Annotated in this window: 23 protein-coding genes; 9 read left to right on the top strand and 14 right to left on the bottom strand. The window is 57.0% G+C overall.

What is annotated here, in order from left to right; translation table 11 throughout:
• Positions 1-52 precede the first annotated feature (52 nt).
• The 4 genes from Q1K07_RS08950 to Q1K07_RS08935 form a co-directional block, all read right to left on the bottom strand.
• Positions 53-769 carry a 3'-5' exonuclease gene (locus tag Q1K07_RS08950; protein ID WP_300309946.1) on the bottom strand — a complete coding sequence of 239 codons (717 nt, stop codon included), beginning with the start codon at positions 767-769 and terminating at the stop codon, positions 53-55.
• Between the two features lie 10 nt (positions 770-779).
• On the bottom strand, positions 780-2,675 hold the full coding sequence (locus tag Q1K07_RS08945) for a DUF294 nucleotidyltransferase-like domain-containing protein (RefSeq protein WP_300309943.1): 1,896 nt from the start codon (positions 2,673-2,675) through the stop codon (positions 780-782).
• Positions 2,676-2,883: 208 nt separating this feature from the next.
• Complete coding sequence (locus Q1K07_RS08940; protein WP_300309941.1) at positions 2,884-3,267, bottom strand: DUF4168 domain-containing protein; 384 nt, start codon at positions 3,265-3,267, stop codon at positions 2,884-2,886.
• A gap of 388 nt (positions 3,268-3,655) precedes the next feature.
• Positions 3,656-4,378 carry a DUF4168 domain-containing protein gene (locus Q1K07_RS08935; RefSeq protein ID WP_300309939.1) on the bottom strand — a complete coding sequence of 241 codons (723 nt, stop codon included), beginning with the start codon at positions 4,376-4,378 and terminating at the stop codon, positions 3,656-3,658.
• A 519-nt stretch (positions 4,379-4,897) separates the two neighbouring features.
• Between Q1K07_RS08935 and Q1K07_RS08930 the strand changes: the two genes are divergently transcribed.
• Positions 4,898-5,800 (top strand): DMT family transporter, encoded by a 903-nt coding sequence (locus tag Q1K07_RS08930; RefSeq protein WP_300309937.1) that lies wholly within the window; start codon positions 4,898-4,900, stop codon positions 5,798-5,800.
• 63 nt (positions 5,801-5,863) lie between these two features.
• Here Q1K07_RS08930 and Q1K07_RS08925 read toward each other — a convergent pair whose 3' ends face one another.
• The 7 genes from Q1K07_RS08925 to doeA all read right to left on the bottom strand — a co-directional run bounded on the left by Q1K07_RS08925 (position 5,864) and on the right by doeA (position 14,052).
• A complete protein-coding gene (locus tag Q1K07_RS08925) occupies positions 5,864-6,823 on the bottom strand; it encodes a cyclodeaminase (RefSeq protein WP_300309935.1) in 960 nt (319 codons plus the stop codon).
• Between the two features lie 44 nt (positions 6,824-6,867).
• A complete protein-coding gene (gene eutB, locus Q1K07_RS08920; protein WP_300309933.1) occupies positions 6,868-7,881 on the bottom strand; it encodes a hydroxyectoine utilization dehydratase EutB in 1,014 nt (337 codons plus the stop codon).
• An 86-nt stretch (positions 7,882-7,967) separates the two neighbouring features.
• On the bottom strand, positions 7,968-9,380 hold the full coding sequence (locus Q1K07_RS08915; protein ID WP_300309931.1) for an aminotransferase: 1,413 nt from the start codon (positions 9,378-9,380) through the stop codon (positions 7,968-7,970).
• Between the two features lie 220 nt (positions 9,381-9,600).
• Entirely contained in the window at positions 9,601-11,070 is a 1,470-nt protein-coding gene (locus Q1K07_RS08910; protein WP_300309929.1) for an NAD-dependent succinate-semialdehyde dehydrogenase, read from the bottom strand.
• A 262-nt stretch (positions 11,071-11,332) separates the two neighbouring features.
• Positions 11,333-11,824, bottom strand: a complete 492-nt coding sequence (locus Q1K07_RS08905) for an Lrp/AsnC family transcriptional regulator (protein ID WP_300309927.1) — start codon at positions 11,822-11,824, stop codon at positions 11,333-11,335.
• 7 nt (positions 11,825-11,831) lie between these two features.
• A complete protein-coding gene (gene doeB, locus Q1K07_RS08900; RefSeq protein WP_300309925.1) occupies positions 11,832-12,842 on the bottom strand; it encodes a N(2)-acetyl-L-2,4-diaminobutanoate deacetylase DoeB in 1,011 nt (336 codons plus the stop codon).
• A 10-nt stretch (positions 12,843-12,852) separates the two neighbouring features.
• Positions 12,853-14,052: an ectoine hydrolase DoeA gene (gene doeA, locus Q1K07_RS08895; protein WP_300309923.1), complete on the bottom strand. Its 1,200-nt coding sequence runs from the start codon at positions 14,050-14,052 to the stop codon at positions 12,853-12,855.
• A gap of 257 nt (positions 14,053-14,309) precedes the next feature.
• Here doeA and Q1K07_RS08890 point away from each other — a divergent pair, with 257 nt between their 5' ends.
• From Q1K07_RS08890 to Q1K07_RS08880, 3 genes are read left to right on the top strand one after another with little or no spacing between them, the layout of a single operon-like run.
• On the top strand, positions 14,310-15,755 hold the full coding sequence (locus Q1K07_RS08890) for a PLP-dependent aminotransferase family protein (protein WP_300309921.1): 1,446 nt from the start codon (positions 14,310-14,312) through the stop codon (positions 15,753-15,755).
• A 38-nt stretch (positions 15,756-15,793) separates the two neighbouring features.
• Entirely contained in the window at positions 15,794-16,747 is a 954-nt protein-coding gene (locus Q1K07_RS08885) for a glyoxylate/hydroxypyruvate reductase A (RefSeq protein WP_300309919.1), read from the top strand.
• A gap of 26 nt (positions 16,748-16,773) precedes the next feature.
• The gene (locus Q1K07_RS08880) at positions 16,774-17,757 is read left to right on the top strand and encodes a 2-hydroxyacid dehydrogenase (protein ID WP_366945055.1); all 984 of its coding nucleotides are present in this window, start codon (positions 16,774-16,776) and stop codon (positions 17,755-17,757) included.
• Between the two features lie 84 nt (positions 17,758-17,841).
• Here the strand turns inward: Q1K07_RS08880 and yghU are convergent, their stop codons facing one another.
• The 3 genes from yghU to Q1K07_RS08865 form a co-directional block, all read right to left on the bottom strand.
• Entirely contained in the window at positions 17,842-18,714 is an 873-nt protein-coding gene (gene yghU, locus Q1K07_RS08875) for a glutathione-dependent disulfide-bond oxidoreductase (protein ID WP_300309917.1), read from the bottom strand.
• A 58-nt stretch (positions 18,715-18,772) separates the two neighbouring features.
• A complete protein-coding gene (locus Q1K07_RS08870; RefSeq protein ID WP_300309915.1) occupies positions 18,773-19,357 on the bottom strand; it encodes a TetR/AcrR family transcriptional regulator in 585 nt (194 codons plus the stop codon).
• A 123-nt stretch (positions 19,358-19,480) separates the two neighbouring features.
• Entirely contained in the window at positions 19,481-20,038 is a 558-nt protein-coding gene (locus tag Q1K07_RS08865) for a DJ-1/PfpI family protein (protein ID WP_300309913.1), read from the bottom strand.
• A gap of 257 nt (positions 20,039-20,295) precedes the next feature.
• On the opposite strand from Q1K07_RS08865, the gene Q1K07_RS08860 reads away from it, so the two are divergent.
• From Q1K07_RS08860 to Q1K07_RS08840, 5 genes are all read left to right on the top strand, one after another.
• Positions 20,296-20,925, top strand: coding sequence for a hypothetical protein (locus Q1K07_RS08860; RefSeq protein WP_300309911.1), 630 nt, complete (start codon positions 20,296-20,298; stop codon positions 20,923-20,925).
• Positions 20,926-21,151: 226 nt separating this feature from the next.
• The gene (locus Q1K07_RS08855; RefSeq protein ID WP_300309909.1) at positions 21,152-22,084 is read left to right on the top strand and encodes a lysine exporter LysO family protein; all 933 of its coding nucleotides are present in this window, start codon (positions 21,152-21,154) and stop codon (positions 22,082-22,084) included.
• Between the two features lie 96 nt (positions 22,085-22,180).
• Entirely contained in the window at positions 22,181-23,236 is a 1,056-nt protein-coding gene (locus Q1K07_RS08850) for a substrate-binding domain-containing protein (RefSeq protein WP_300309908.1), read from the top strand.
• Between the two features lie 117 nt (positions 23,237-23,353).
• Positions 23,354-24,787 carry an ATP-binding protein gene (locus Q1K07_RS08845; protein WP_300309906.1) on the top strand — a complete coding sequence of 478 codons (1,434 nt, stop codon included), beginning with the start codon at positions 23,354-23,356 and terminating at the stop codon, positions 24,785-24,787.
• Positions 24,784-25,488: a response regulator gene (locus Q1K07_RS08840; protein WP_300309904.1), complete on the top strand. Its 705-nt coding sequence runs from the start codon at positions 24,784-24,786 to the stop codon at positions 25,486-25,488. Before Q1K07_RS08845 ends, Q1K07_RS08840 begins: the two co-directional genes overlap by 4 nt.
• Positions 25,489-25,499 lie beyond the last annotated feature (11 nt).

The following is a 25,499-nucleotide window of genomic DNA, read 5'->3' as shown; positions in this document are numbered from 1 at the left end:
TCCGCGGACACCCCGCGGAGGTTTTTCTTTCAGCCAGCCCCTACTGCATGGCTCAGCTCCACAGCAGGCTGATCGGAGTATCAGGAGAATAATGACCGGCAATCTGGGCTTGCAGCAATTCGGCAGTGGCCAGGGAATCTATTACGGCGTGATGACCATGGTAGTGCGGAAGCCCGTAACGCAGCCTGCTGTCATGCAGTCGAATGGAAGCCGGCGGTCGGCCAATCCAGCGATTGAAACGGGCCACCAGGGACTGGCGATGAATGCGCGCTTCCAGTGACATGGTATCGATCACCGGGAAGCTCAGTTCCTCACCCCAGGTAGAGTGGGCCGCCACGCCGAGGAAAGGCCGTTCTATTCGGCGGTAATGCACCACCGGAAGATGCCCGGTCATGATCTCGAGCACCTCTGGCAGCACCTCTTCTATGCGTGGAGCACCTTGGATATCCGCATGGGTGATGTGATGCAGTGTCACCGAAGCAGGTTCGAGCACGCGATGAGGACGCACCACCCAGTAGCGCCGCTTTGGCAAGTGAATGCGCGACAATGAAAACGGCACCAGACCAATGGAAACAATCTCGGCCTTTCGGGGATCCAGCCCAGTCGTTTCCAGGTCAAGCGCCATCAACGGTGCCTCGCTGATCGGCAGGTCTGGTGAAAGATCGGCACCTGCAAAGAAATCCGCCAGAATGGCATGTTCGGTTGATTCGCGCCGACAGGCGAGATATTCATGCCAGTCGGGTACTTTCCGGGAACGCTGCAAACGCATCAGTTCTACCTTACCTGGTCATGGGGTAACGGAACTTGAGGAATTTCTGCGCATTGCTCAACGTCTGGAAAGCGTCCTTGAGATGATGGCGTTCCTCACTGGTGACATTCTCCGGTTCGATGTTGTTGTCCGGTTCCTGCTCATTCTCGAGATCGATGACCTGATGACGGATCCGCGACATGGACAGAAACTCCATGGCATAACGCAGTTGATCACTGACGCCCGAAGCCAGCAACTGGGTACGATCAATATCATCAAGGCGTTCAAAACTGTTCTGGGCACGAGAACCACAAGCCAGGGCATGCACACGAATGAGATCTACCATCGGCGCCGTGCCTCGGCGCTTGAGATTGATCGAGTTATTGTGCTTGCCATCCTTCTCCATCACAAAAGTGCGGAAGAAGCCCAGTGGTGGTTTGCGCCCCAAGGCATTGCGCGCCATGGCAGCAAGAAAGCGCGGGTGCTGTGGCGCCTTGCTGGACACCAGGTCCTGCAGCGCTTCAACCAGTGAGTCCTCACCTTGCACGGGGTCCAGGTCAAAGAAGATGGAACTGTGCAGCAACCCCTCTGCCGAGGGCTGCTCTATCCATTCACTGAAATAGCGCTGCCATACGGAAAGGGGCTGCCGCCAGCGTGGGTTGGTGGCCATGATGTCGCCTTTGCAGTAGGCATAGCCACAGGCCGCCAGGCCATCGCTCACACGCTGGGCCATCAACTTGAAATAGTCATCATGGAGCGCTGGATCGAAGTCGTCGGACAATACCAGGGCATTGTCCTGATCGGTGACGACAGTCTGCTCATTACGTGCAATGGATCCCAGGGCCATGAAGCAGTAGGCCACCGGGGGAGGCCCTAGCTCTTCTTCGGCCAGTTCGAGCAGGCGGCGCATGAAACTGCGGCCAATGGCCGACAGCGCCATACCGATCATATGAGAATCGGCACCATCATGAACCATGCGGATTACCGCGGTGTGGACATCCGGAGCCAGTTGGGCAAGGGACTCGACGCTGGTCTGATGGAAAATACTGTTGACCAGATACAGGCTGCTTTGTGTCTCGTGACGGACGACATCGGAGAGATGCAGTATGCCTACCGGAGAACGGCGCTGCATCACCGGCAAATGATGAATATTGTTGCTCAGCATGCACAACATGGCTTCCTGCACCGACTCATCCGACTGAATCGCGATAAGCTTGCGCTCGACAATTTCGCTCACTGCCGTATCCGGCGATAGCCCTTCGGCGACTACGCGGGTGCGAAAATCGCTGTCGGTGAGAATGCCGATCACCTGCCACAGCTTTCCCTCTTCATCTTCGACGGTATAGCGAGGCCTGTCTCCTGGCTCATCAAGCACCAGTACCGCCGACCTTTGAGCGTCACGTATCTGGCATGCGGCCTGCTGCACCGAGGCATTGGCTTTCACCAACAGTGGCGTGAAAGTCACCAGCTTGCGTACTCGCGTCGCCAGCATGTCATTTTCGCGCTTGCGGCTTTCCACGGCGCTCTCCAGCCGCGGGCGATCCACTTCAACAAAGTCTGCGAAATCTTCATCCAGATCACACAGGCGATGAAACATCGCTTCGGGAATGAAGTAGATCAGGGTGTCTTCCATGGCCTGGGCAGGAAAGCGCACCCGATGATTCCGCATCAGCCCGAAATGGCCAAAGATGTCTCCCTCACCCAGGCGATCATACAATCCACCGTTGCGGCGGGTGACCTCCACAGCGCCACTGCGGATATAGCAGAACTCATGGTTCTCCGCATCGAGTTCAAGGATCGGGGTGCCCGCTTTGAAATAGCTGACCTGAACCTGGGCAGCTACCTCGTCAAGAAGCGCTTCCGGGAGGCCCTCGAAGGGAGGGTAACGCCCCAGATGCTGACTGATTTCCAGCAATTCTGCCTGCATGCTCATCCTTCCTGCTCTGCTTTACCCCAAAGTCTGGGGGGCGATCGACAGGCTGTAAAGCAGTTCCCTCTATGCCGCCCTTACCGGCAAACAGGCATAAAAAACCCCGTGAGCACTCTGCCCACGGGGTCTTTGCAGCTTACATAAGGCCATATCATATTAGAGCGCCACATCTATCCAGAAGAGGTCACTCTGATCCGGGCCTCGCTTACTCTGTAGAAGCCGCCATTTCCTGAACTCGCTTCATCATCTCAGGATCCTGCTGGATAGCCTGACCGATGGAGTTGAAGGTATCCACTTCCAGACCACTCTGCTGGACTGCTTCAACCATCTTCTGGTTGGCTTCGACACGCACATCCTGCTGAGCTTCCTGACCTTCGGCTTCTTGCAGGCGCTGGGTGTAGTCCTGCGAGATCGCAGAAATATCTTGAGAAGCATCGGCAAACTTCTGCAGATCCTCGTCCGTAAAGTTCTGGGCCTGCGCTGCCGCTGGGGCATCAGCTGGTGCGGATGCATCCTGAGCATGAGCAGTGGCACTCATCAGGCCCGCAGACAGCAGAGCAGCAGTGATCAGTGAAGTCAGTCGTTGCATGAAATCCTCCAATGGATTCGTTTCAGGTTCATCAATCGCTCGTCCTATGAGACGACGACTTCTGCCCTAGGTTCCAAACGTCATGTCGATAAACTCAAAAAGTGGCCTTGAATTGCGACTTTCATTGAGTGTGCCACATGACCATAGGCAAAGATGTTGATGCATGGCAATCGAGCTATGTACACCCGCTGGCACCGCCGGCGGGTGCATGGCCTCAGGAATGGAACTTGAAAGGCTTCCTGAGGATAGCTTTCGGGTAGATTTTCAAATAGTACTGGAAGCTGGCACTTGAAATGGTACCGATGGCACCGGAGATGGTCCTGGAGACAGTGCTCGCGGTAACCTCAAGCGATACAGCTCATGAGTCTCCAGGACAAGGCGGTAATGATCAGCGCTGAACCATTGACTGTACACGCTGCAGCAACTCAGGGTCCTGCTGCACGGCCATGCCGATGGAGTTGAAAGTGTTCACATCCAGACCACTACTCTGTACCGCTTCAGAAATTTTCTGATTGGCTTCGACCTGCAGAGCCTGCTGGGCCTCGACATCCGTTTCAGCCTGCAGCTGCTGAGAGTAGTCCTGGGTAATTCCAGCAACTTCACTGGAGGCATCGGCAAACTTCTGCAGATCCTCATCGCTGAAATCCTGGGTTGCTGCGGCATCAACGCCTGCTGAAGTGCTGGCACCAGCAGCCATATCACTGCTGTCCATGGAGCCTTCCATGGATGTGCTTGCACCCGCTTCAGTCGTACTGCTGGTACCCATGGCAGCATCAGTGCCGGACTCGACCGCGGAACTTACACCATCAACAGCACTGGAACCCGCATCCATGGCAGCATCAGCACCGGACTCCACTGTGGAACTTACACTGTCGACGGCACTGGAACCTGCATCCATGGCCGCATCAGCGCCAGACTGCAGCGCACTGCCCACCCCACTTTGAGTGGATGCGCCCACACTGGTTTGCGCAGAGACATCCGCTCCACCGGCACTCGTGCCGACACCGACATCAGCAGAAGTATCACTGCCGATTTCCAGAGCATTAGCAGTCGTACTTGCCAAAGCAGCGGACAGCAGAGTAGCAGAAATTACTGTCGTCAATCGTTGCATATCAACCTCCAGGGAGTCGTTATCTCGGCAATGAGTTCATCAATCGCTCGCATAGTGTGACGTCAGGTTTTTACCAAGGGTTCCCGACTTTCGTGTTACCGAGTGCAAGCGGGGTGCCTCCAAATAGCGACACATCAATTGTCATTTTTCCCTGTCAATTCCATTACATGTATACGTGACGCACTAAGAATGAGCATTCCCTCGATCACTTCTTTTCCCTCAATGAGAAAGCCCAATATATGCTATGCAGGAAAAGTCTGTACTCACTGCCCATCCATGGAGAAGGCTTCACAGTGTGCATGGAGATGACGAAAGCCTGCCGGTCTCAGACAGGTAAGCCGTATTGAAAGTATGACTTTTTTCTTGGCAGCCACGGGCTGTGCACGCCATCATAGGCATCCTGCCCCCATCGGTTCAGCACTATTTGCATGACCCAGGAACACTCATGACCGAGGAACGTTCATGGCCACGGAACGTTCATGACCGGGGAACGTTTATGACTAGGGAACAGGAACACCCATGACACAGGAGCACCACCCCCCATTTCTGCTGGGCGCGATGCCCATACTCTTCGTTCTGCTGTGGAGTACCGGATTCATCGGGGCAAAGTTCGGCCTACCTTATGCAGAACCTTTCACCTTCCTCGCTCTGCGTGTACTGGCCACCATCGCCATTCTGGTGCCCATGGTATTGATGATGCGCATGAAATGGCCCCAAGGCGCGGGTCTGTGGGGGCATATCGCCGTCTCAGGCTGCCTGGTGCATGGTGCCTATCTAGGCGGAGTGTTCTACGGCATCTACCTGGGTATGCCTGCAGGGCTGGCCTCTCTGTTGGTAGGCCTGCAGCCCTTGGTCACTGCTGCTCTGGCGGGACCACTGCTGAATGAGCGCCTGTCAGCATTGCAGTGGCTTGGACTGGCATTGGGATTGTTGGGTGTTGCCCTGGTGCTGGGTGGCAAGATGGATCTTACCGCACTCTCCTTCCATGACTTTGGCTGGCCAGCCCTCACCTGCATCATGCTTGCGCTGGCAGGCATTACTCTGGGTACTCTCTATCAGAAGCGCTACTGTACCGGCATGCCCCTGCTCGGAGGCACCGTCGTACAATATTTCGGTGCATTGATCGTATTCGGGCTCGGCAGCCTGTTGTTCGAGTCCCGCGAGATCACCTGGTCAACCACCTTTATCCTGACCCTGGCCTGGTTGGTCCTCGTGCTTTCCATTGCTGCCATCGTACTGCTGATGCTGCTGATCAAGAGCGGCGAAGCCTCTCGGGTGGCCAGCCTTTTCTATCTCGTCCCTCCCGTTACCGCTCTGGAGGCCTGGTGGTTGTTCGATGAAAGTCTGCCACTCGCCTCCCTCGCCGGCATGGCTCTCACGGTGATCGGCGTCGCCTTGACCGCCAAGGGAGCCCGACGTTGATGAATCCACCGCCCTCACCAGAGGCGAGGGTGGTGAAGGCAGCAATAATCGGAAGGCGAGGACTCACCGTTCTGCGAGTCTCTCCAGGGCAAACCCTGCAATGGCGGTATCCTGCACCCCTGTACCTGTCAGATCGCAGACCGTAATGTCGGTTTCCGAGCTTCGCACCTGCTCACCCCGGGCAATCAACGTACCCAGCTCATGCACCGTGAATGGCACGTCACTCTTTCCTGTCGCTGTCACGAAGGCCTTGAGCTCACCGTTATGTTCACTCTGGGCGCGCGTGTCACATACGAAGGCATCGGCCCTGAGCATGACACTTTCGTGCAGCTCGCGCTTGCCTGGTGCGTCGGACCCCATGGCAGTGACGTGAACCCCCATCGGAAGATCATCGGCAGTCAGAATCGGGCTCTGGGATGGCGTGGTGGTAACGATAATATCCGCATGGCGGCAGGCCTCTGCCACACTTCCGTGCACATGGACCTCGAGCCCCTGATTACGCATCGTTTCGGCATAGTCTTGTGCGGCTGAGTCACGCCGAGCCCATACATCCACTTCCTCGATGTCACGTACCAGACGTAACGCCTCAATCTGTTTGACGGCCTGTTCTCCGGCGCCGAGTACCGCAACCCGCCGACTGTTCTCCCGGGACAAGTGCTTTGCCGAAATGGCGCCCGCCAACGCCGTACGCACCATCGTCAAGTAACCTTCATCAAACAATACGGCATCCACCAGGCCAGTCTTGGCCGAAAACACCATCATCAACCCATTGAGGCTAGGCAGACCAAGCTTGGGGTTATCGAAAAAACCGGGGCTGACCTTGATGGCAAAGCGCGAGTTGCCACGGATATGAGCCGTCTTGACGTCCACCTCTCCATTGGACTCTTCGATAGCCATGGACAGGATCGGAGGCTGTACCACGTCGCCACGGCCGAGGGCGGCAAAGCCCTGTTCCACCGCATTCAGGGCATCCTGGTCGATGCTCACCGCTGCGGCAATCTGTTCACGTTGATAGAGCTGCATAGATGTCTCCCTGCATAGATACAGGCTATTGGGCTATCGGGCGGCTAGCGTTTGACGAGTTGTCGAGCCTGATCCAGTGTCTCCAATGACACTCCGTTGCCGGACAGTACCAGCGCAACCTTCTGGCCCTTGATGTCGATCTGATGTTCTTCCAAGGCTGCCAGCCCGACCACTGCAGCACCTTCGACCAGCATTTTCTCTTGTTCCAGCATGTCGACCATGGCGTTGGCAATGGCGTTTTCTGACACCTGGAAGTGGTCATCCATGACATCGCGAACCAGAGCAAAGGTACAACGGTTGTCCAGGCCAATGCCGCCCCCCAGGGAATCTCCCAGGCTTTCGACTTCTTCCACTGCCACCGGGTGCCCTGCGGTAAGGCTTTCGAACATGGCGGCGCCGGCAGACAGGCTGACACCGGTAACGTTCAACTGGGGGCGAATCGCCTTCAGCGCCGCACCGGTCCCACCAAGCAACCCACCACCGGACAGCCCTAGAATGACACGGTCCAGGTCCGGCTGATCTTCCAGCAATTCCAGACCGATAGTGCCCTGTCCTGCTGCAATCAGAGGATCGTCGAAGGGAGGGATCAGTGTCATGCCTTCTTCTTTTACCAGGCGCCTGGCTTCCTCGAAGGCATCATCCTGACTCTGGCCAATTCTCGTGACTGTCGCCCCCAGGGCCTCGATAGCAGCCACCTTGTTGGCAGGCACCAGCGTGGATAGACAGATCACTGCCGGAACTCCAAGGCGCGAAGCAGCATAGGCTACAGCCCGACCATGATTACCGGTGGATGCGGTGGTCACCCCCTTGGCCAGAGCGTCGTGACCATGACGCTCGATCAATGCTGCAATCATGTTGGTCACGCCACGCAACTTGAAAGCCCCGGTCGGCTGGAGGTTCTCCAGCTTGAGGTACACCTCGGCAGCAAAGCGCTCCGACAAGGCGCGCGAGTGCCACAAGGGTGTCCGTGATACCTGGCCCTTTATACGTGCTCGAGCATGGTATATCTCATCGAGCGTCACTCCGTGAGCCGCATCATGAATAGAAGCATGAGGCATGATGTTCTCCTTGCTGCCACCTGACTCAGTACAAACCTAGAGAGGCCGCCCCACAGGAGCGGCCTCGTCAATGTCACTTGATGGCATCAAGCGGTCTGCAAGGCACCCTCACGAACCAGTTCATCCGTGACCTTGTTCACCGCGCGTTCGGCTCGGGCAACAATCTCGTCCACTTCGCCACGAGTCGTGATCAACGGCGGAGCAAAGCCAAGGATGTCGCCTTGAGGCATGGCGCGGACAATCAGATTCTCTTCCAGGGCTGCTGCGGAGATACGCGGTCCAACCTTGAGGCTGGCGTCGAAGTGACGACGCGCCTCTGGCTCTGGGGAGAATTCCAGCGCTGCCAGCATGCCGATACCACGAGCCTGACCGACAATGGGGTGGTCACCGAACACATCCTGCATACGCTGCTGCAGGTAGGCACCGGTATCACGAGCATTTTCAGTCAGCTTTTCACGCTCGATGATCGCCAGGTTAGCCAGTGCTGCGGCACAGCCCAGGGCATGGCCAGAATAGGTCCAGCCATGGCCGATGGGACCGAGCTCACTAGTCCCCTGCTCCAGCACCTTCCACACACGATCGCCGACAATGACACCGGACAGCGGCTGGTAGGCACTGGTCAGGCCCTTGGCAATGGTGATCAGGTCCGGCTTGATACCGTACAGATGGCTGCCGAAGTCAGCACCGATACGGCCGAAACCACATACCACCTCATCGGCAATCAGCAGGACATCGTACTTGTCCAGTACTGCCTGGATGGCACTCCAATAGCCTTCGGGCGGCGGCACGATACCACCGGTACCCAACACCGGTTCACCGATGAAGGCTGCAACGGTATCCGGCCCTTCGGCGAGGATCATTTCTTCCAGCTTGGTGGCGCAGTAGGCAGAGAATTCCTGCTCGCTCATGCCATGCTGCTCCGCGGCGCGATGGTAATAATAAGGCGCCTCGGTGTGCAGGATACCCGCCATGGGCAGATCAAACTGGTCATGGAAAGCCTTGAGCCCTGTCAGGGACCCCGTCGCCAGACCAGAACCATGGTAGCCACGCTGACGAGAAATGACCTTCTTCTTCTGCGGGCGGCCAAGCACGTTGTTGTAGTAACGCACCAGCTTGAGCTGGGTCTCGTTTGCGTCACTGCCGCCAAGGCCATAGTAAACCTTGGACATGCCGGGGCCTGCCAGCTTGAGAATCTGCTCGGACAGAGCGATCTGCGGCTCGTTGGAGTGGCCTACATAGGTGTGGTAGTAGGACATTTCCAGAGCCTGCTGATAGATCGCTTCGGCCACCTCGGTGCGGCCATAGCCGATGTTCACGCAGTACAACCCGGCAAATCCATCAATGAACTCGCGGCCATCTTTGTCCACGATGCTGATGCCCTTGCCACCGGTGATGACGCGGCCCGGTGCATCACCATGGGCAAAGTCACGCAGGTGGGTAGAGGCATGAAAGGTGACCTTGCGGTCGCGCTCGATCAGTTCCTGATGGATGTTGCTCATATCGACTCTTCCTTTTTCCGTGGCTCGCTGACAGCCTGCCAACGAGTTCATGTTTGTGATCTTGTCTATCTCTTGATTCAACTGCAATCTGATTCAACTGCAATCTGATTCAACTGTAATCTGTTTCAACTGCGACCTATTTGAGCTGCTATCTGATTCAGTTGGTGTCTGACCCAACGGATACCTGGCTCCGCCGAAATATCATTCAACGGAGCTCCGTTCAGCTACCAGAAACTGATGCCAATCCACCAAGACAGTAGTACTTGGTTTCCAGGTACTCGTCGATACCAGTCGTACCGCCTTCCCGGCCCAGGCCGGACTGCTTGACGCCACCAAAAGGCACGGGGGGCCCGGTCATCTTCACGGAATTCACCGATACCATGCCAAACTCCAGACCTCGCAGCAGTTTCCAGATACGACGGATGTCATGGGTATAGACGTAGGCTGCCAACCCATACTCGGTATCATTGGCCAGGCGGATGACTTCATCTTCATCCGAATATGCCGTGATGCCAGCAACTGGAGAGAAACATTCTTCACGCCACACCCGCATTTTCGGGGTGACACCAGTAAGAAGCGTTGGCATGCAGAAATTTTCGCCAGGAGCCTTCGCCTGATCACCACCGATCATGCTGGCTCCCTTGGAGAGCGCATCATCAATGATGCCGAGGGCATTCTCCACTGCACGACGGTGAATCAATGGTCCCAGGTCGGTCCCTTCTTCCAGCCCGTCACCAACCTTGAGTTCCAGCATGCGTGCCGCAAAGTGCTCGACGAAATCATCATGAATCGAGTCGTGCACCAGAATGCGGTTCGCCGCCAGGCAGTCCTGTCCGGATGTCTGGAACTTGGCTGCCACCGCTGCCTCGGCAGCGTCTTTCGGATCCATGTCCGGGCCAACGATGAAAGGCGCATTACCGCCAAGCTCCATGGACACACGCTTGACGGTGGCCGCAGATTGCTCGAGCAGCAGTCGTCCTACCCGGGTAGAGCCGGTAAAGGACAGTGCCTTGATCCTTTCCTCAGCACACAGCAGGCTTGAAACTTCCGCGGCTTCACCCAGCACGACATTGAAAATGCCTGCAGGAATCCCTGCGCGCTCGGCAAGCTCTGCCAGGGCCAAGGCGGAGAATGGCGTCTCGTTGGCAGGTTTGACGATGACCGGGCATCCTGCTGCCAGGGCTGCCGCCGCCTTGCGCGTGATCATCGCCAGAGGGAAATTCCAGGGCGTGATCAGTAGAGCGATCCCCACGGGCTCCTTGATGGTACCGAGTGCCGCATTGGGAATGTGGCTGGGCATGGTCTCGCCAAGGGCACGCTTGCCCTCCTCGGCAAACCAGCGCACAAAACTGGCGCCATAGTCCACCTCGCCGCGGGCATCCGCCAACGACTTGCCCTGCTCATGGGTCATGATCTGAGCCAGATCCTCACGATGGGCCAGCATCAGATCATGCCAGGCCATCAGCTGCTCATACCTCTCGTCGGCACGCAATGCACGCCATGCAGCAAAGGCCGTATCCGCGGCGTCCACGCAGGCTCGAATCTGATGGGCCTCAAGCAGAGGGATATGGCCAATGACCTCGCCATTGGCCGGATTAACGACCGGCGCTTCCCGACCGCCATCAGCGTGGGTCCATTTGCCATCGATGTATGCGTACTGACGAAACAGCCGCGGATCATTGAGCTTCATCACAACACCTCCTGACCACTTGGGCATCCGGCCCACGAAAAAGAATGATCGATGGCCCGGGAGGTCCCTCCACAGCCACTCGATACTTTCATGCTTTCCATGCCTTCATGCTAAGGGAGATGCGAGCTCAGGACTTTTTGAACCAACAGGAAGTAGAGGGTGTTTTTTTTGTTGCCTGCAAAGAAGTTAGTTTTTTTTCTGATGGTTGTGCTCCAGCCAGGCAAGAGGCTGGAGCACAGTGGCTTAAAGGAGCATCACAGGCTCAAGGAACCTCGCTCCTGGGCGCCAGGTCTTCGACATCAAACCCCTGGCGCGGAGCCTTGACTGTCTTGGTGACGATGTAAGTGAAGTAACGTTCGATATCGGCATCAGAAGTCAGCCAGTTGTCTATCAGACGTTGATAAGCATCGATGGACTCGGTCTCGATCTTGATCAGGTAATCGACACCTCCCCCCACCGCCACACACTCGGTGACGGCGTCAGTCGACTGAACCAGGGCTTCGAAACGCTGAAAGCTTTCAGCATTATGCTGTTTCAACTCGACCTGCATCCACACCGGTGTCCGGTGCACCAGGACTCGAGGGTTGATCCGGGCACTGTAGCCTTCGATGATGCCTGCCTGTTCCAGGCGCCGAACCCTCTCCCAGCAGGGGCTCACCGAGAGATTGATGGACTCGGCCAGGCGCGATTTGGTGATGCGCCCATCCCGGGACAGGATCGAAAGTATCTTGAGGTCGTATCGGTCGAGTTTCATGACAAGCTCAGTCCAGGGAGTCCACCACCTCGGCGATCACCGCGATGGTGTCCCCCATATTGACCTGGGCTGGAAAGCGTCGGGCAGCCAGCAGGCCATCACGTTGGGCTCGGTATTCCACCGGAGCGGCTCCGCTGCGATTCATGTCATAGACCCGCGCAATCACGTCACCTGTCTTGACTTCATCACCCAGCGACAGAGTCAGTTCCAGCAGGCCTGCATGCTCGCTCTGTACATAACAGCTGGCGTCCGGCATATCCAGGTAGACCTGTTTCTCGGGTAGCGTGAGCTCACCCTCCTTGAGGCCGAAATGGATCAGGAAGTTGTCGATACCACGCTCGGTAAGAGCAATGCTCTCCGGTGTCGAGGTACCACCGCCGCCCAGCTCGGTGGCAACGAAGACCTTGCCCTGACGCTCCACCGCTGTATCAAACAGCGCTTCTGCATCCAGCTCGAACATCATCATGGCATAAGGAGCACCGAATGCCTTAGCTCCTTGCAATGCCTGGTGCTGCTGGTCCTTATCCTCCAGAACATGAGAGGCCGCGAAAGGAATGATATCCAGGGTACGACCACCAGAATGCAGGTCCAGCACAACATCCACCATAGGCACCAGCTCACGAGTGAAATAGTCGGCGATCTTCTCGGTCACGCTGCCATCCGGGTCTCCGGGGAAGCTGCGATTGAGGTTGCCACCATCCATTGGCGAAGTACGTCGACCCGCATGGGCTGCCGGCGTATTCATCATCGGCACGATGATCACCCGGCCATGTACATCTTCGGCCTTCAGTGAACAGGCTAGCTTCTGCAGCGCAGTAATGCCTTCATATTCATCACCATGGTTGCCACCAGTGATCAATGCCGTGGGACCCTCGCCATTGCTGACCACCGTGACGGGAATCATCACAGCACCCCAGGCTGATTCATCGTTGGAAATCGGCAGCTTCAGAAAACCGTGCTGCACGCCCTGGGCATCGAAGTCAACGGTGGCCGAAATCGGGCTCTTGCGCTTGCTCATGGTGTCTCCATCATTTGACAAACAGCTGGCGCGGGAAATTGGCTAGAGGCTCCGCGCCATTTTCGGTGATCAGAATGCTTTCGGTGATTTCCAGCCCCCAGTCGTCCATCCACATGCCCGGCATGAAATGGAACGTCATGCCGGGTTGCAGGATGGTTTCATCCGAAGGGCGCAGGCTCATGGTCCGCTCGCCCCAGTCTGGTGGATAGCTGATACCAATGGGATAACCACAGCGAGCACCGCCACGGTCAAAGCCGTATTTGTCCATCGCTGCTCCCAGGGCCAGAGCAATGTCCGCCGTGCGGTTGCCGGGTTTGGCGATGGCCAGGCCATTCTCGATACCCTCAAGCAGTGCCGACTCGCCACGCACGAAGTCCTGTGGAGGAGTCCCGAGGAAGACGGTGCGTGACAGAGGGCAGTGATAGCGCTTGAAGCAACCCGCAATCTCGAAGAATGTACCCTCCCCCTTGCGAAATGGCGTGTCATCCCAGGTCAGGTGCGGGGCCGCAGCGTCACTGCCAGTAGGCAGCAGCGGCACAATGGCAGGGTAATCACCGCCATGGGTATGGCCATCAGCATCGGTCCAGCCCTCGATGCCAACTCGATAGATTTCCGAGACCAGCTTCGACTTGGGCAGCCCTGGCTCGATCATCTCCAGAATGCGTGAATGCATGCCCTCCACGATGCGCGCAGCAACGCGCATGTAGGCAATTTCCTGTGGAGACTTGATTGCCCGACACCAGTTGACCAGGGAGTTGGCATCTGCAAAACGCGCATGAGGCAACTCCTGCAACAGGCTCTGATACGCCTTGGCCGAGAAATAGTAGTTGTCCATTTCCATGCCCACGACACCTTCGCACCAGCCGCGGTCCGGCATGATCGACTGGGCCAGGTACTCCATGGGATGCATGTCCGGATTCTGGACATAGTAATCCGGGTAATAGGTAATGTTTTCCGGGTCCATCCAGCAGGTGCGCAAGGCTCCGTTGCTGTCCTGACGACGGCCATACCACACAGGCTCACCTTCAAGCCCGAGCAGTACGCACTGATGCACATAGAAAGACCATCCATCATAGCCGGTCAGCCAGGCCATGTTGGAAGGGTCGCTGACGATCAACACATCGATGCCACGCATGGCCATCTCAGTGCGCACTTTTTGCAGTCGCTCGGCGTATTCCTCGCGAGTGAACGGCAGAGATACCTGAATCATGAAACCACTCACCACAATATCACCACGAAAACCCGGGCACTCACGACAAGGAGGCCCGGCGCGCCATTGAAACGACGTTGCCTCGTGAAGGCCTTCCCGTGCTTTGCCTGTCCCTTGTCGAACCTGGGTAGCGATGCCTGGTCAGCTATGAATTGTCATGACCCACCAAACCAACATATCATGACAATATCGAGCCAATGTCGTTAGCTTGATACTAGCATTGCTACCAAGCCCGCAGTCAAAGGCTTTATTGAATCATGACAATTGATCTGAAACCCTATCTCGATGACCCTCAATCTGGCTGGCCTCAGGGTGGAACGTCGCCCTCGACACAGCCCAAGTACCTGGCAATTGCCCGGGCCATGTCACGTGCCATTCACGCGGGTGAACTGATCCCGGGCACTCGCTTGCCCACTCACCGTCAGTTGGCCGACCAACTCGGCGTCAGCGTGCAGACCGTGTCACGAGCTTACGCCCAGGCCGAGAAGATGGGCCTGATCCAGGCCAGGATCGGTAGTGGAACCTGGGTCAATGCTCTCGACGATAATCGCGAATCAGCATATTTACGTGCGAGAGAACCCCATCCTGAAACCGCGATCATCGACCTGTCCATCGCGCATCCCGTCTGCCCGCCCTCCCATCACCTGCGCTTTCGACAGGCACTTAGCCAACTTTCCGAGAACCTCCATCCGGAAGTCGTCACCGCCAACCGCCCGATTGCCGGGCTCTCCCACCAGCGTGAACAGGCCAGCCTGTGGCTGACTGAACGGTTAGGCATGCCAGGAGAGGCTGACGATCGCGTGCTATGCAACGGCGGTGCCCACGCCCTGATGCTGGCGGTATCCACCGTTGTCCAGCACAGCGACCTGGTACTCACGGAGGCATTGACCGACCATGGCCTGATAGCGCTTTCCCGTACCCTGGGCTTCCAGTTGCGTGGCGTGCCTATCGATGAGCGAGGGGTCATGCCGGATGCATTGGATACCGCCTGCACTCGCTATAAGCCGCGTGCCGTGTGCTTGACGCCAACTCAGCTCAACCCGACCGGGGCGACCATGGATGAGCAGCGTCGCAACGAAGTCGCCAGCGTCCTCGAACGCCATGGAGTATGGTTGATCGAGGATGATGTCCATGCTCTGCTGGAACCAACGCGATTAACGCCGTTAAGTGCACGCATTCCGATGCAGAGTTTCCACATCACCAGCCTGACCAAATCCACGGTGCCTGGATTGCGAGCCGGCTACCTGACTGTACCGCGCAGCCAGCTCCATCACACACTACCTCGCTTGCGTGCCACCAGTTGGATGGCCACCCCGCTGATGTTTGAAGTCGCATCACTATGGATCGAAGATGGAACGGTCGAGGACATGGCCAGTGCCCAACGTGAATTACTCGCCGAACGCCAGATCCTCGCCGCACAGATCCTGCACCCGTTACCCCGGATGGCACGCCCATCCAGCCTTCATCTATGGTTACCCTTGCCCGGAGGGTGGCGCGCCGACGAACTGCAGCAGGTAGCCGAGCAGGAGGGACTGGCCATCACCACCTCGACACCTTTCATGGTCGAACAGACCGTCGCCCCTAGCTGCATTCGTATAAGCCTTGGCGCAGAGCCTGAACTGGCCCGCCTGGAAGAAGGCCTCGAGCGCCTTGCCAAGCTGCTGAATGACGCACCGCCGCCGATGATGCAGATGGTGTACTGAGACTGACATTCATTGAGACCGACACGAAGGAAACCCTGATGAAAGTCCTTGTTCATATCGACGATGCCTCGGCATGGCGTGATGCACTCAGCCAGCGCCTGAACGATCTGGGAATTGAAGATGCCGAGGTGATGACCAGTCAGGAAGCCTCTTACGCCGAGCGAACAAGTGTCGACTATCTGGCCGCATGGAAGCCTGATGAAGCCCTGCTGCGTGACTGCACGAACCTCAAGGGCATTATCAATCTCGGAGCGGGTGTCGATGCACTATTGGCCAACCCGGCACTGCCAGCAGGTGTACCTATCGTCAAACTGCGTGATGCCGGCATGGCTGAACTGATCGCCGATTACGTGCGTTATGGTCTATTGCACTTTCAGCGCGACTTCGATCGTTATGCTCGGCAGCAGGCCGAACGTCGCTGGCAACCTCACGCCCTTGTCGACAAGCAGGATTGGCCGGTAGGTGTGCTCGGCCTGGGCGCCATAGGTGCCAAAGTGGCACAGGCCATCGCCGCAGACGGTTTCCCTGTACTTGGCTGGAGCCGTTCCCCCAAGAGTATTGAAGGCATTCAATGTCATCATGGCGAGCAAGGACTCAACCAGCTTCTCGGACAAGTGAAAACACTGGTGCTGTTGTTGCCCGATACTCCCGACACCCAGCACCTGATCAACGCCAGCACCCTGGCGAAGCTCTCAACAGGCGCCAGCCTGATCAACCCTGGACGCGGCAGCCTGATCGATGATACTGCTCTCATCGAAGCACTTGGTGCCCACGATACCCCGGGCAGGTTGCGCGGCGCCCTGCTGGATGCCTTTGTCGTCGAGCCACTGTCCAACGACAATCCTCTGTGGACACACCCCCGTGTCTTGATCACCCCTCATATGGCCGGCCCAACGCCCCTGCGAGACGCTCTCGCTCAAGTGGCAGAAAGCATCGTGGCGCTGGCACGGGGCAAACCTGTGCAGGTAATCGATCAGCGGGCAGGATATTAAATAGCGGTTGGCAAAAGGCAACGGCCATGATCAAGGTAGGCTTTTTCAGTTCACAGAAATACGAACAGGCATTCTTTCCTGCACACCCTCGCGAGGGGATCAATATCATTCATTTCGAGCAGGCACTCGATGCTCGGACAACGCCTTTGTGCCAAGGGATGAACGCAGTCTGTGTCTTCGTCAACGATGTGCTGGATCAAACCGTGCTGGAACAGTTATCCGATGCTGGCGTGAAGCTGATTGCCTTGCGCTGTGCTGGTTTCAACAATGTCGACCTCGATACTGCCAGGCAGCTTGGCATTCAGGTCTGCCGAGTGCCAGCCTACAGCCCCCAGGCGGTTGCCGAGCACTGCGTCGCCATGATCCTGACGCTCAACCGCAAGACACACAAGGCGTATAACCGGGTACGCGAGGATAATTTCGATCTCAATGGTCTGCTGGGTTTCAACCTCTTTCGCAAGACAGTCGGTATCATCGGCGGCGGGCAGATCGGCCGCTCATTGGCCAGCATCATGAAGGGGTTTGGATGTGAAGTTCTGGTCCATGACCCATATCCACAGCAAGGCGATTTCACCCAGGTGGAATTGCCGCAACTGCTCGCGCAAAGCGACATCATCTCCCTACATTGCCCGCTGAACAAGGCGACCTATCATTTGATCAGCGATGAGCAGTTCGCACAGATGAAGGATGGTGTCATGCTCATCAACACCAGCCGCGGTGCTCTGGTCGATACTCACGCCTGCATCGAAGCGCTCAAGAGCGGCAAGCTCGGCTATCTAGGTCTTGATGTCTACGAACAGGAATCCGGGTTGTTCTTTCGCGACCTGCGCGACACCATTCAACTCGATGACATATTTGCTCGCTTGATCAGTTTCCCCAATGTCCTCGTCACTGGACACCAGGGCTTTTTCACCCAAGAAGCCCTGCAGGAAATTGCCACGACCACCCTCGACAGCCTGGAAGCCTTCGGACGTGGTGAGCCACTGGGTGAAAAAGCGCTGACCAGTTGAGGCACTCGGCATAAAAGTCGCGACACAAAAGCAAGGGCGTATCGCAATGCAATACACCCTTTGGGGTCTTGCCCAAGCCGTCGGCTAGTCGTCTGTACCGATCTTGTCCTGAGTGCGCAGTTCAAAGTCGCTGGCATCATGGCGCTCATGCAACTGCTCGGACAATTCACCGAAGGTGCGGTTGACCATGCGCCCGCGTTTCACGGCAGGGCGTTCAGCAATATTGGCCGCCCAACGCTGTACATTCTTGTATTCATGCACAGCAAGGAACTCACCGGCGTCATAATTGCGCCCTTCCACCAGCCCGCCATACCAAGGATAGATGGCAATATCCGCGATGCTGTATTCGTCTCCCGCCATGTAGGTGTTTTCAGCCAGGTGACGGTTGAGAACATCGAGCTGACGTTTGGTTTCCATGGTGAAACGGTTGATCGGGTATTCGAACTTCTCCGGCGCATAGGCATAGAAATGACCAAAGCCTCCACCGACATAGGGTGCAGAGCCCATCTGCCAGAACAACCAGTTCAGGGCTTCTGTGCGAGCCTTGAACTCCTTGGGCAGGAAAGCACCGAACTTTTCAGCCAAGTACAAAAGAATGGAACCAGATTCAAACACACGTACTGGCGTCTCGCCGCTGCGGTCCATCAATGCCGGAATCTTTGAGTTGGGATTGACCTCGACAAAACCGCTGCCGAACTGATCACCATCACCAATGCGAATCAGCCAGGCATCGTATTCGGCTCCCTCGTGTCCCTGGGCCAACAGTTCCTCGAGCATGATATTGACCTTCACCCCATTGGGAGTGGCCAAGGAATATAGCTGCAATGGATGTTTGCCTACCGGCAAGACCTTGTCATGGGTCGGCCCGGCAATCGGTCGATTGATACTGGCAAACTCTCCGCCATTGGGAGTTTCCCACTTCCAGACTTTCGGTGGCTGATACGCTTGCTCACTCATGATCTACCTCTCCTGGTTGATAAGAGCAAATACCCGGGTAACAAGTATTCTCCGCTCATCAAGGTTTGAGAAAAGCCAATAATGTGCACTCAAAGTCGACCAGAGGCGTGCAATCCCGAACTATCTTGGAGCGCAGCAATGCTCCCTGCCATCCTGCCAGAATGAAGCTCGCCAGGGCCGCCGCATCCATATCACGGCGAATGCTGCCATCATGCTGGCCATCCTGCAGGCAAGCCGCCAACTGTCGCTCCCGACGTTGCCAGATGGCATCCAGCGCATCGCGAAGTACATCACTGTGGGCTGACATCTCCTGACCCAGATTACCGATCAGGCAACCTCGACGATGCTTGCATGCCACCATGTCGGCTCGCTTGGCCGCAAAAAAAGCCTTTAACCTCTCCAGTGGCACCGTACGGACATCCCCCAGCAGTGCCTGAACCGACACCTCATCGTCCACTGCAGCGGCCTCGATCACCGCCAGTCCGAATGCTTCCTTGCTGGAGAAATAGTGATAAAAGCAGCCCTTTGGCACTCCAGCTTCCTTGAGTACCGCATTGATGCCCGTAGCGTTATAGCCATGCTCGGCAATGAGGTTGGTGCCGACCTCGATCAAGAGGTCACGGGTTGGGGCTCTGGTCGTCATGAAACCCAAAATAGACCAGTCGGTCTATAAAGATCAAGCAGCATGCAATAACAAGCAGCATTTCATAAAGAGCCGCGAGAAAACTCACGGCTCATGTCTTTTTCCTGTTAATACCCTGATGCCTTAAAGCAGCGCGTGGAACTGCCGCAACCATTCAGGATGCGCAGGCCATGCAGGTGCCGTGACGTAATGACCACAGGTCACGGCATCCGTCACTTCCAGGTCGACAAACTCACCACCCGCCAGACGTACTTCTGGAGCACAGGCAGGATAGGCCGAGATACGATGCCCCTCCAGGGGAGCTGCCGCAGCCAGCAATTGGGCACCATGACAAATGGCGGCAATGGGTTTTTCACGGTCGACGAAATAACGCACCACCTCCAGCACCCGTTCATCCAAGCGCAGATATTCTGGTGCTCTGCCACCCGGAATCACCAGGCCATCGTAATCATCGACGGTGATATCGGCGAAGGTCTCGTTGAGGGCAAAATTGTGCCCAGGCTTCTCGCTATAGGTCTGATCTCCCTCGAAGTCATGGATAGCTGTCTTGACCGTATCGCCTTCGCGCTTATCGGGGCATACCGCATCGACGCGATGTCCCATGGCCTGCAGTGCCTGAAACGGCACCATGACCTCGTAATCTTCAACAAAATCCCCTGCAATCAATAACAGACGTGCCATGATCAACTCCTCCGAAATACTTGACGATACACGGGTTCAAGAATCTCCCTGCCGTCCTTCAGCGTACCCACTGAGGCAGCCTGCCGCCAGCCACTCTGGTATGCACAATGGAACCTTCCTCGAAGCTAGCCCTCTGAGATGACAACGCTTCGACAGCGAAATAGATGACTGACATGTTTCCCACTTTCTTCTTTCGCCTCATGAACAACGCTCGGTCCACCTGGCCTGGACGCCTGCTCAGAAGGGCCTCGCTGACTATGTCCTTGCTGGTTTTCATGCTGGCCTCATTCCCGGTGATGGCACAGGCCAGTGCTCTACGCCCTTTCGATGCCAACTATCACCTATCCGTCGACGGCTGGCCGGACGCAACCATTCATCACTCATTAAAGCGTGAGGGTGACCATTGGCGCAGCAGAATGGAATCTTCGCTCGCCATCGCCAAAGGACAGGAAAGCGCACGATTCAGCGATAACAGCAACCAGCTTCGTGCACTTGGCTATCGCAGTGACTATCGTTTTCTGCGCATGGGTAAGGACTACTCCCTTAGCCGCTCGCAACTGACCGAGCGTCCAGACCGTCAGACCGCCCTGGTGGAACTGTCTCGCCTGGTTCTGGAAGATGACTGCCAGAGCGGTTGTGAGCTGAACTATGTCGACCACAAAGGCAGAAACGAGGATGGCATCTGGCGGCGTGTTGCTGACGTTTCTATCCAGGTGGATGGCAAGCCGGTTCAGGCTCCGACCGTGGAACTGCGCGACAAGGACAAGGATGACCGCTACATGCGAATCAGCTTCCATCCACAGATCCCAGGCCTGCTGCTGCGCCTGGATTTCTTCAAGGATGGCGATCGCGTCAGCCGCCTGCAACTCACTAGGCTGAGCCAGTGACGAAAGGGTCGATATTCAGAATCAACTTTCTTACCGCACGGAACTTTCTCACCGCGCAGAACTTTCCCAGTGTGTAGAGCTTGCTCACCGCGAGGAACTTTCTCACTGCGAAGAACTTTCCCAAAGCGCAGAAATTGCATAGAGTGAATTCCTTTTAACCGCCTTCTGGGCGGTTTCTTGTTGTCTAATTTCACGTTCTCTATTTTCGGGAAAGGAAGCTCAATCCATGCTCAGCGGTCTTTTGATCGTGCTGCTGCCTCTGTTGCTGGGGTATCTCGTACCAGTACGCAACGAGATGGTAATGGCCACCATCAACCGAGGGGTCAGTGCCTCCATCTACCTCATTCTGGCACTGATGGGAGTAAGCCTTGCGGGATTGCCTGACCTGTCCAGCCAACTGTCGCGCCTGGGAACTCAGGCCCTGACGCTGTTTCTGGTCATTTCAGCCTGCAACATTGCCGCTCTATGGTGGCTGTCATCGCGCCTGCAACTGGCATTGGGCGAACCGCGAGTGGTGCGCGGAGCACCAACCAGTAAACTGGCTGCCATGGCGGGCTCCCTGACCCTGGTCGGCGTTGTGTTCCTCGGCATGGTGGCGGGCATTGGCCTTGGTACCATCTGGGATGCCACCCTGTTCGAACTGGCCGAATCCCTGTCAGAGTGGGTGCTGTATCTGTTGTTGGCGCTCATTGGTTGCCAGCTGCGAAATTCTGGAATGCCATTGCGCCAGATCCTGCTCAACCGTCACGGCCTGGTGATTGCAGTAACCCTGGCACTGAGTTCACTGGCCGGGGGATTACTCGCAGCCCCCCTGCTCGACCTGAACTGGAATGAAGGATTGGCCATGGCTTCCGGCTTTGGCTGGTACTCACTGTCAGGCATTCTGATTGGTGACCATCTCGGCCCCTTGCTTGGGGGGGTGGCCTTCTTCAACGACCTGACAAGAGAGCTGCTGGCCTTCATTCTGATTCCGCTGGTGATTCGTCGTCACGCACCTCTGGCCATTGGCTATGGAGGCGCGACGTCCATGGATTTCACTCTGCCAGTAATTCAGCAACACGGCGGTGTCGCCTGCGTCCCCATTGCAGTGGTCAGCGGTTTTCTGCTGTCCTTGCTGTCGCCGCCACTGACGCTGTTTCTGCTCTCGCTTTCGGTGTAACAGCCATCACCTGGCCTATTCAATGACAGCCTATGCAATGACAGCCACGCCAGCAGCGCTTATGCTGGCCGAGCCAGAATCATGCGGAAAGCCTCTGTGACCAAATCCAAGCAGCCCATCACGCTCAAGGACCTGGCCCGTGAACTGGGTGTCTCTACAGCCACTGTGTCCAATGCCTTCAACCGCCCCGACCAGCTCTCCACTGCCCTGCGTCGACGTATCCTCGATGAAGCCAAGCGCCTCGGCTATCGGGGACCGGATGCCAGGGCACGCAGCTTGCGTACAGGGCGTTCGCGGATCATTGGGGTGGTGCTCGCAGAAACCCTGACATACAGCCTCAATGATGCAGTCTCCAGCGAGCTATTGACCGGTGTTGCCGAAGTGCTCGATGCACATGGCCATACGCTGTTGCTGCTGTCTGGACGCCAGCCAGGCTCCTCGCATGTTCCGGGTTCGGCCAGCATGGCCGATGGCTTCATCGTCTACGGACTGATGCCCGGTGATCACTTGATGGGAGAACTCCCGCCCCAGAGCCCTCTTGTAGCAGTAGATTTCTATATCGGTGAGCGCCCGACCGTGCATATCGATAATGAACCGGCCTGCTATGCCATTGCCTGCCATGCCTTGCGCCACAAGCCCAAGCGGGTTGGGATCCTCTGCCTGCGCCTGCTGGCCGAGGCCCATAACGGTCGTATCGAGTCGCAGCACAACTGGCTGGATAGTGCCCAGACTATCACCCGTTCACGCCTCGATGGCTTCTACCGGGCCCTGAAAGAGCACGGCATCGAACGTGACCAGGTGCCACTATGGAATATCGAGGAAAACACCCATGGCGTCTGCACACCGGTGATTGAAGAGATTCTCGATCTTCCTGAAGATGAACGACCGGATCTGCTGCTGTGCATGTCTGACCGCATTGCCCTGACCGCCCTGACACTCGCCGAGCAACGTGGCATTCGTGTGCCCGAGGATCTGCTCCTGACGGGTTTCGATGGCATAGAAGAAGGCCAGTATCGCTCTCCACGCCTGACCTCGGTGCGCCAGGACAGTATCGAGAAAGGCCGGGTAGCAGCACGTATGATCCTGGGCCTGGACGCGCCAGAGCATCGACGCCTCAATACCACGCTGATACTCGGGGAAAGCTGTCCGTGATGGCGACAGACGTCACATAACTGCACAAATATTCCTTCGTTCTCGCCGCTTTTTCACTTGATGCAATGGCATGCTAGCGACCTATTGAAGGAAGTATTGTCCCGGAGCCTGTCTATCATGTTCGCCAAGCGCCTCCCTGCGTTCTCTCGCTTGGGTATCAAACTTTTTGCCATCATCCTGGTGGTCAATGTGGCCATCGCGGGAGCGGTATTCGTTGCGATTTCCCGCAGCCTGGACCAAGGCTTTCTCGACTATCTCAGTCGCTCCCAGACGCAACGTGCCGAGACACTTGCTGCGAGCCTCGGCGAGGCCTGGTCCGGGCGCCAGAGCTGGCAGTGGCTGCGCGAATCCCCTCGCGCCTGGCACGAGCTGGTGCGCCGCCAGCTATGGCCAGGAAGCAAGCCCCGCCCGATGAGCCTCGAAGGCAACCTGAGCAACCCGCGCAACTTCGTGCTGCATGATGAAAACGGCCTGCCCGTCATCGGACTGCCGCCCGAGGATGACGAAGGCGCTGCCGAACTACGCTGGATTCCGGTCATGAGCCATGACCGTCAGGTTGGCACTCTGGGCTATCGCCCGCCAGATCAGCTCATGGAACGCATGGATCGCCTGTTCCTGAAACAGCAGCGACGCAACCTGACGATCATCATCATTGCCCTGGCACTGACATCACTGCTGCTGGCAGGCGCCTTGTCCTGGTGGGTAGGCCGCCGGACTCGCAGCATGGCCACCGCCACCCGGCGACTGACCGAGGGAGACTACAGCGTGCGACTTCCTGAACGCGGCCGAGACGAACTATCCAACCTGTCCCATGACTTCAACGTGCTGGCCGAGACCCTGGAAACCAGTCGTGAAGCCCGCAGCCGTTGGGTGTCGGATATTGCCCACGAGTTGCGCACTCCTCTGGCAGTACTGCGTGGCGAGATTGAAGCCATGCTGGATGGTATCCGCTCGCTGAATCAGGATAACCTGCGCTCCCTGGCCCAGGAGGTCGGTCAACTGGAACGGCTGGTCGGCGACCTGCGTCTTCTATCGCAAAGTGATGCAGGCGCCCTGGAAGTACAGCTCGCTCCTCTTGACCTGGCCGAACACCTGGATTCACGCCTGGAAGAAGCAGGAGGCTGGATGGATGATCACGGCCTGACCCTGGAACGTCATATCGATGGACCTGCATGGATTCGGGGAGACCTGCAACGCCTGCGCCAGCTATGGAACAACCTGCTCGACAACACCAGTGCCTATACCCAATCCCCCGGCCAGCTCAAGGTCACCCTTGAGAGAGAGAATGATGTCTGGGTGCTACGCTGGGAAGACAGTGCCCCCGGCGTACCGGAAAGCGAGCTGCCGCGCCTGACCGAGCGCTTGTACCGAGTTGAAGGCTCACGCAATCGAGCCAGTGGTGGCAGTGGACTGGGGCTATCCATTGCCACGGCCTTGGCACGCGCTCATGATGCCGAAATGACCCCCTCAATTTCTGCGCTTGGCGGGTTATGCTGGACACTACGCTTCCCAGCGCTGTCCAGCCATCTACAATTCGAGGAAGACGAATGAGCGGAGAGAATGCTCCCATCGATCAGATTCTGGTCGTTGAAGACGAACCAAAGATCGCCCGCCTGGTGACCGACTATCTGAATGGCAGCGGTTATGGCACTCATCATATCGATCACGGTGACCAGGTCATTCCTTGGCTCAGCGATAGCGACAAGCTCCCAAGCCTGGTGCTGCTGGACCTGATGCTGCCTGGTACCGACGGCCTGACACTGTGCCGTGAAATCAGTCAGCGCTGGCCGGATGTTGCCATCATCATGCTGACGGCTCGGGTCGAGGAAGTCGATCGGCTGCTGGGGCTGGAACTGGGTGCCGATGACTATATCTGCAAGCCTTTCAGTCCACGTGAAGTCGTTGCCCGGGTCAAGGCCGTACTGCGGCGCAGCCAGGCGGTCAGCAACGATGTCGCCAACCATGACCTGGTGCTGGATGAAAATGGCTGGCGAGCCCTGGCCGATGGCCAGGACCTGGGGCTGACTGCCGTAGAGTTTCAACTGTTGAAAGTCATGATGCAGTCACCCGGCCGGATCTTCGCCCGGGAACAGCTGATGGATCACATGTATCGTGATCACCGCATTGTTTCCGAACGCACGGTGGATAGCCATATCAAGAAACTGCGCAAGAAGATATCCGATATCTGGCCGGAGCGTGAAATCATCCGCTCGGTATATGGTGTCGGCTACAAGTACCAGCCCGAGGAGTAACGAGGCACGGC

This window comes from Halomonas sp., from assembly GCF_029263665.1.
GTDB lineage: Bacteria > Pseudomonadota > Gammaproteobacteria > Pseudomonadales > Halomonadaceae > Halomonas.
The sequence above is the reverse complement of the archived record's forward strand: the minus strand, read 5'-3'. Positions and strand labels throughout refer to the sequence as shown.

Excerpts from the sequence above, each read along its gene's own strand:
- Q1K07_RS08950 (WP_300309946.1), bottom strand. The coding sequence starts at position 769 with ATGCGTTTGCAGCGTTCCCGGAAAGTACCCGACTGGCATGAATATCTC.
- Q1K07_RS08945 (WP_300309943.1), bottom strand. The coding sequence starts at position 2,675 with ATGCAGGCAGAATTGCTGGAAATCAGTCAGCATCTGGGGCGTTACCCT.
- Q1K07_RS08940 (WP_300309941.1), bottom strand. The coding sequence starts at position 3,267 with ATGCAACGACTGACTTCACTGATCACTGCTGCTCTGCTGTCTGCGGGC.
- Q1K07_RS08935 (WP_300309939.1), bottom strand. The coding sequence starts at position 4,378 with ATGCAACGATTGACGACAGTAATTTCTGCTACTCTGCTGTCCGCTGCT.
- Q1K07_RS08930 (WP_300309937.1), top strand. The coding sequence starts at position 4,898 with ATGACACAGGAGCACCACCCCCCATTTCTGCTGGGCGCGATGCCCATA.
- Q1K07_RS08925 (WP_300309935.1), bottom strand. The coding sequence starts at position 6,823 with ATGCAGCTCTATCAACGTGAACAGATTGCCGCAGCGGTGAGCATCGAC.
- eutB (WP_300309933.1), bottom strand. The coding sequence starts at position 7,881 with ATGCCTCATGCTTCTATTCATGATGCGGCTCACGGAGTGACGCTCGAT.
- Q1K07_RS08915 (WP_300309931.1), bottom strand. The coding sequence starts at position 9,380 with ATGAGCAACATCCATCAGGAACTGATCGAGCGCGACCGCAAGGTCACC.
- Q1K07_RS08910 (WP_300309929.1), bottom strand. The coding sequence starts at position 11,070 with ATGAAGCTCAATGATCCGCGGCTGTTTCGTCAGTACGCATACATCGAT.
- Q1K07_RS08905 (WP_300309927.1), bottom strand. The coding sequence starts at position 11,824 with ATGAAACTCGACCGATACGACCTCAAGATACTTTCGATCCTGTCCCGG.
- doeB (WP_300309925.1), bottom strand. The coding sequence starts at position 12,842 with ATGAGCAAGCGCAAGAGCCCGATTTCGGCCACCGTTGACTTCGATGCC.
- doeA (WP_300309923.1), bottom strand. The coding sequence starts at position 14,052 with ATGATTCAGGTATCTCTGCCGTTCACTCGCGAGGAATACGCCGAGCGA.
- Q1K07_RS08890 (WP_300309921.1), top strand. The coding sequence starts at position 14,310 with ATGACAATTGATCTGAAACCCTATCTCGATGACCCTCAATCTGGCTGG.
- Q1K07_RS08885 (WP_300309919.1), top strand. The coding sequence starts at position 15,794 with ATGAAAGTCCTTGTTCATATCGACGATGCCTCGGCATGGCGTGATGCA.
- Q1K07_RS08880 (WP_366945055.1), top strand. The coding sequence starts at position 16,774 with ATGATCAAGGTAGGCTTTTTCAGTTCACAGAAATACGAACAGGCATTC.
- yghU (WP_300309917.1), bottom strand. The coding sequence starts at position 18,714 with ATGAGTGAGCAAGCGTATCAGCCACCGAAAGTCTGGAAGTGGGAAACT.
- Q1K07_RS08870 (WP_300309915.1), bottom strand. The coding sequence starts at position 19,357 with ATGACGACCAGAGCCCCAACCCGTGACCTCTTGATCGAGGTCGGCACC.
- Q1K07_RS08865 (WP_300309913.1), bottom strand. The coding sequence starts at position 20,038 with ATGGCACGTCTGTTATTGATTGCAGGGGATTTTGTTGAAGATTACGAG.
- Q1K07_RS08860 (WP_300309911.1), top strand. The coding sequence starts at position 20,296 with ATGTCCTTGCTGGTTTTCATGCTGGCCTCATTCCCGGTGATGGCACAG.
- Q1K07_RS08855 (WP_300309909.1), top strand. The coding sequence starts at position 21,152 with ATGCTCAGCGGTCTTTTGATCGTGCTGCTGCCTCTGTTGCTGGGGTAT.
- Q1K07_RS08845 (WP_300309906.1), top strand. The coding sequence starts at position 23,354 with ATGTTCGCCAAGCGCCTCCCTGCGTTCTCTCGCTTGGGTATCAAACTT.
- Q1K07_RS08840 (WP_300309904.1), top strand. The coding sequence starts at position 24,784 with ATGAGCGGAGAGAATGCTCCCATCGATCAGATTCTGGTCGTTGAAGAC.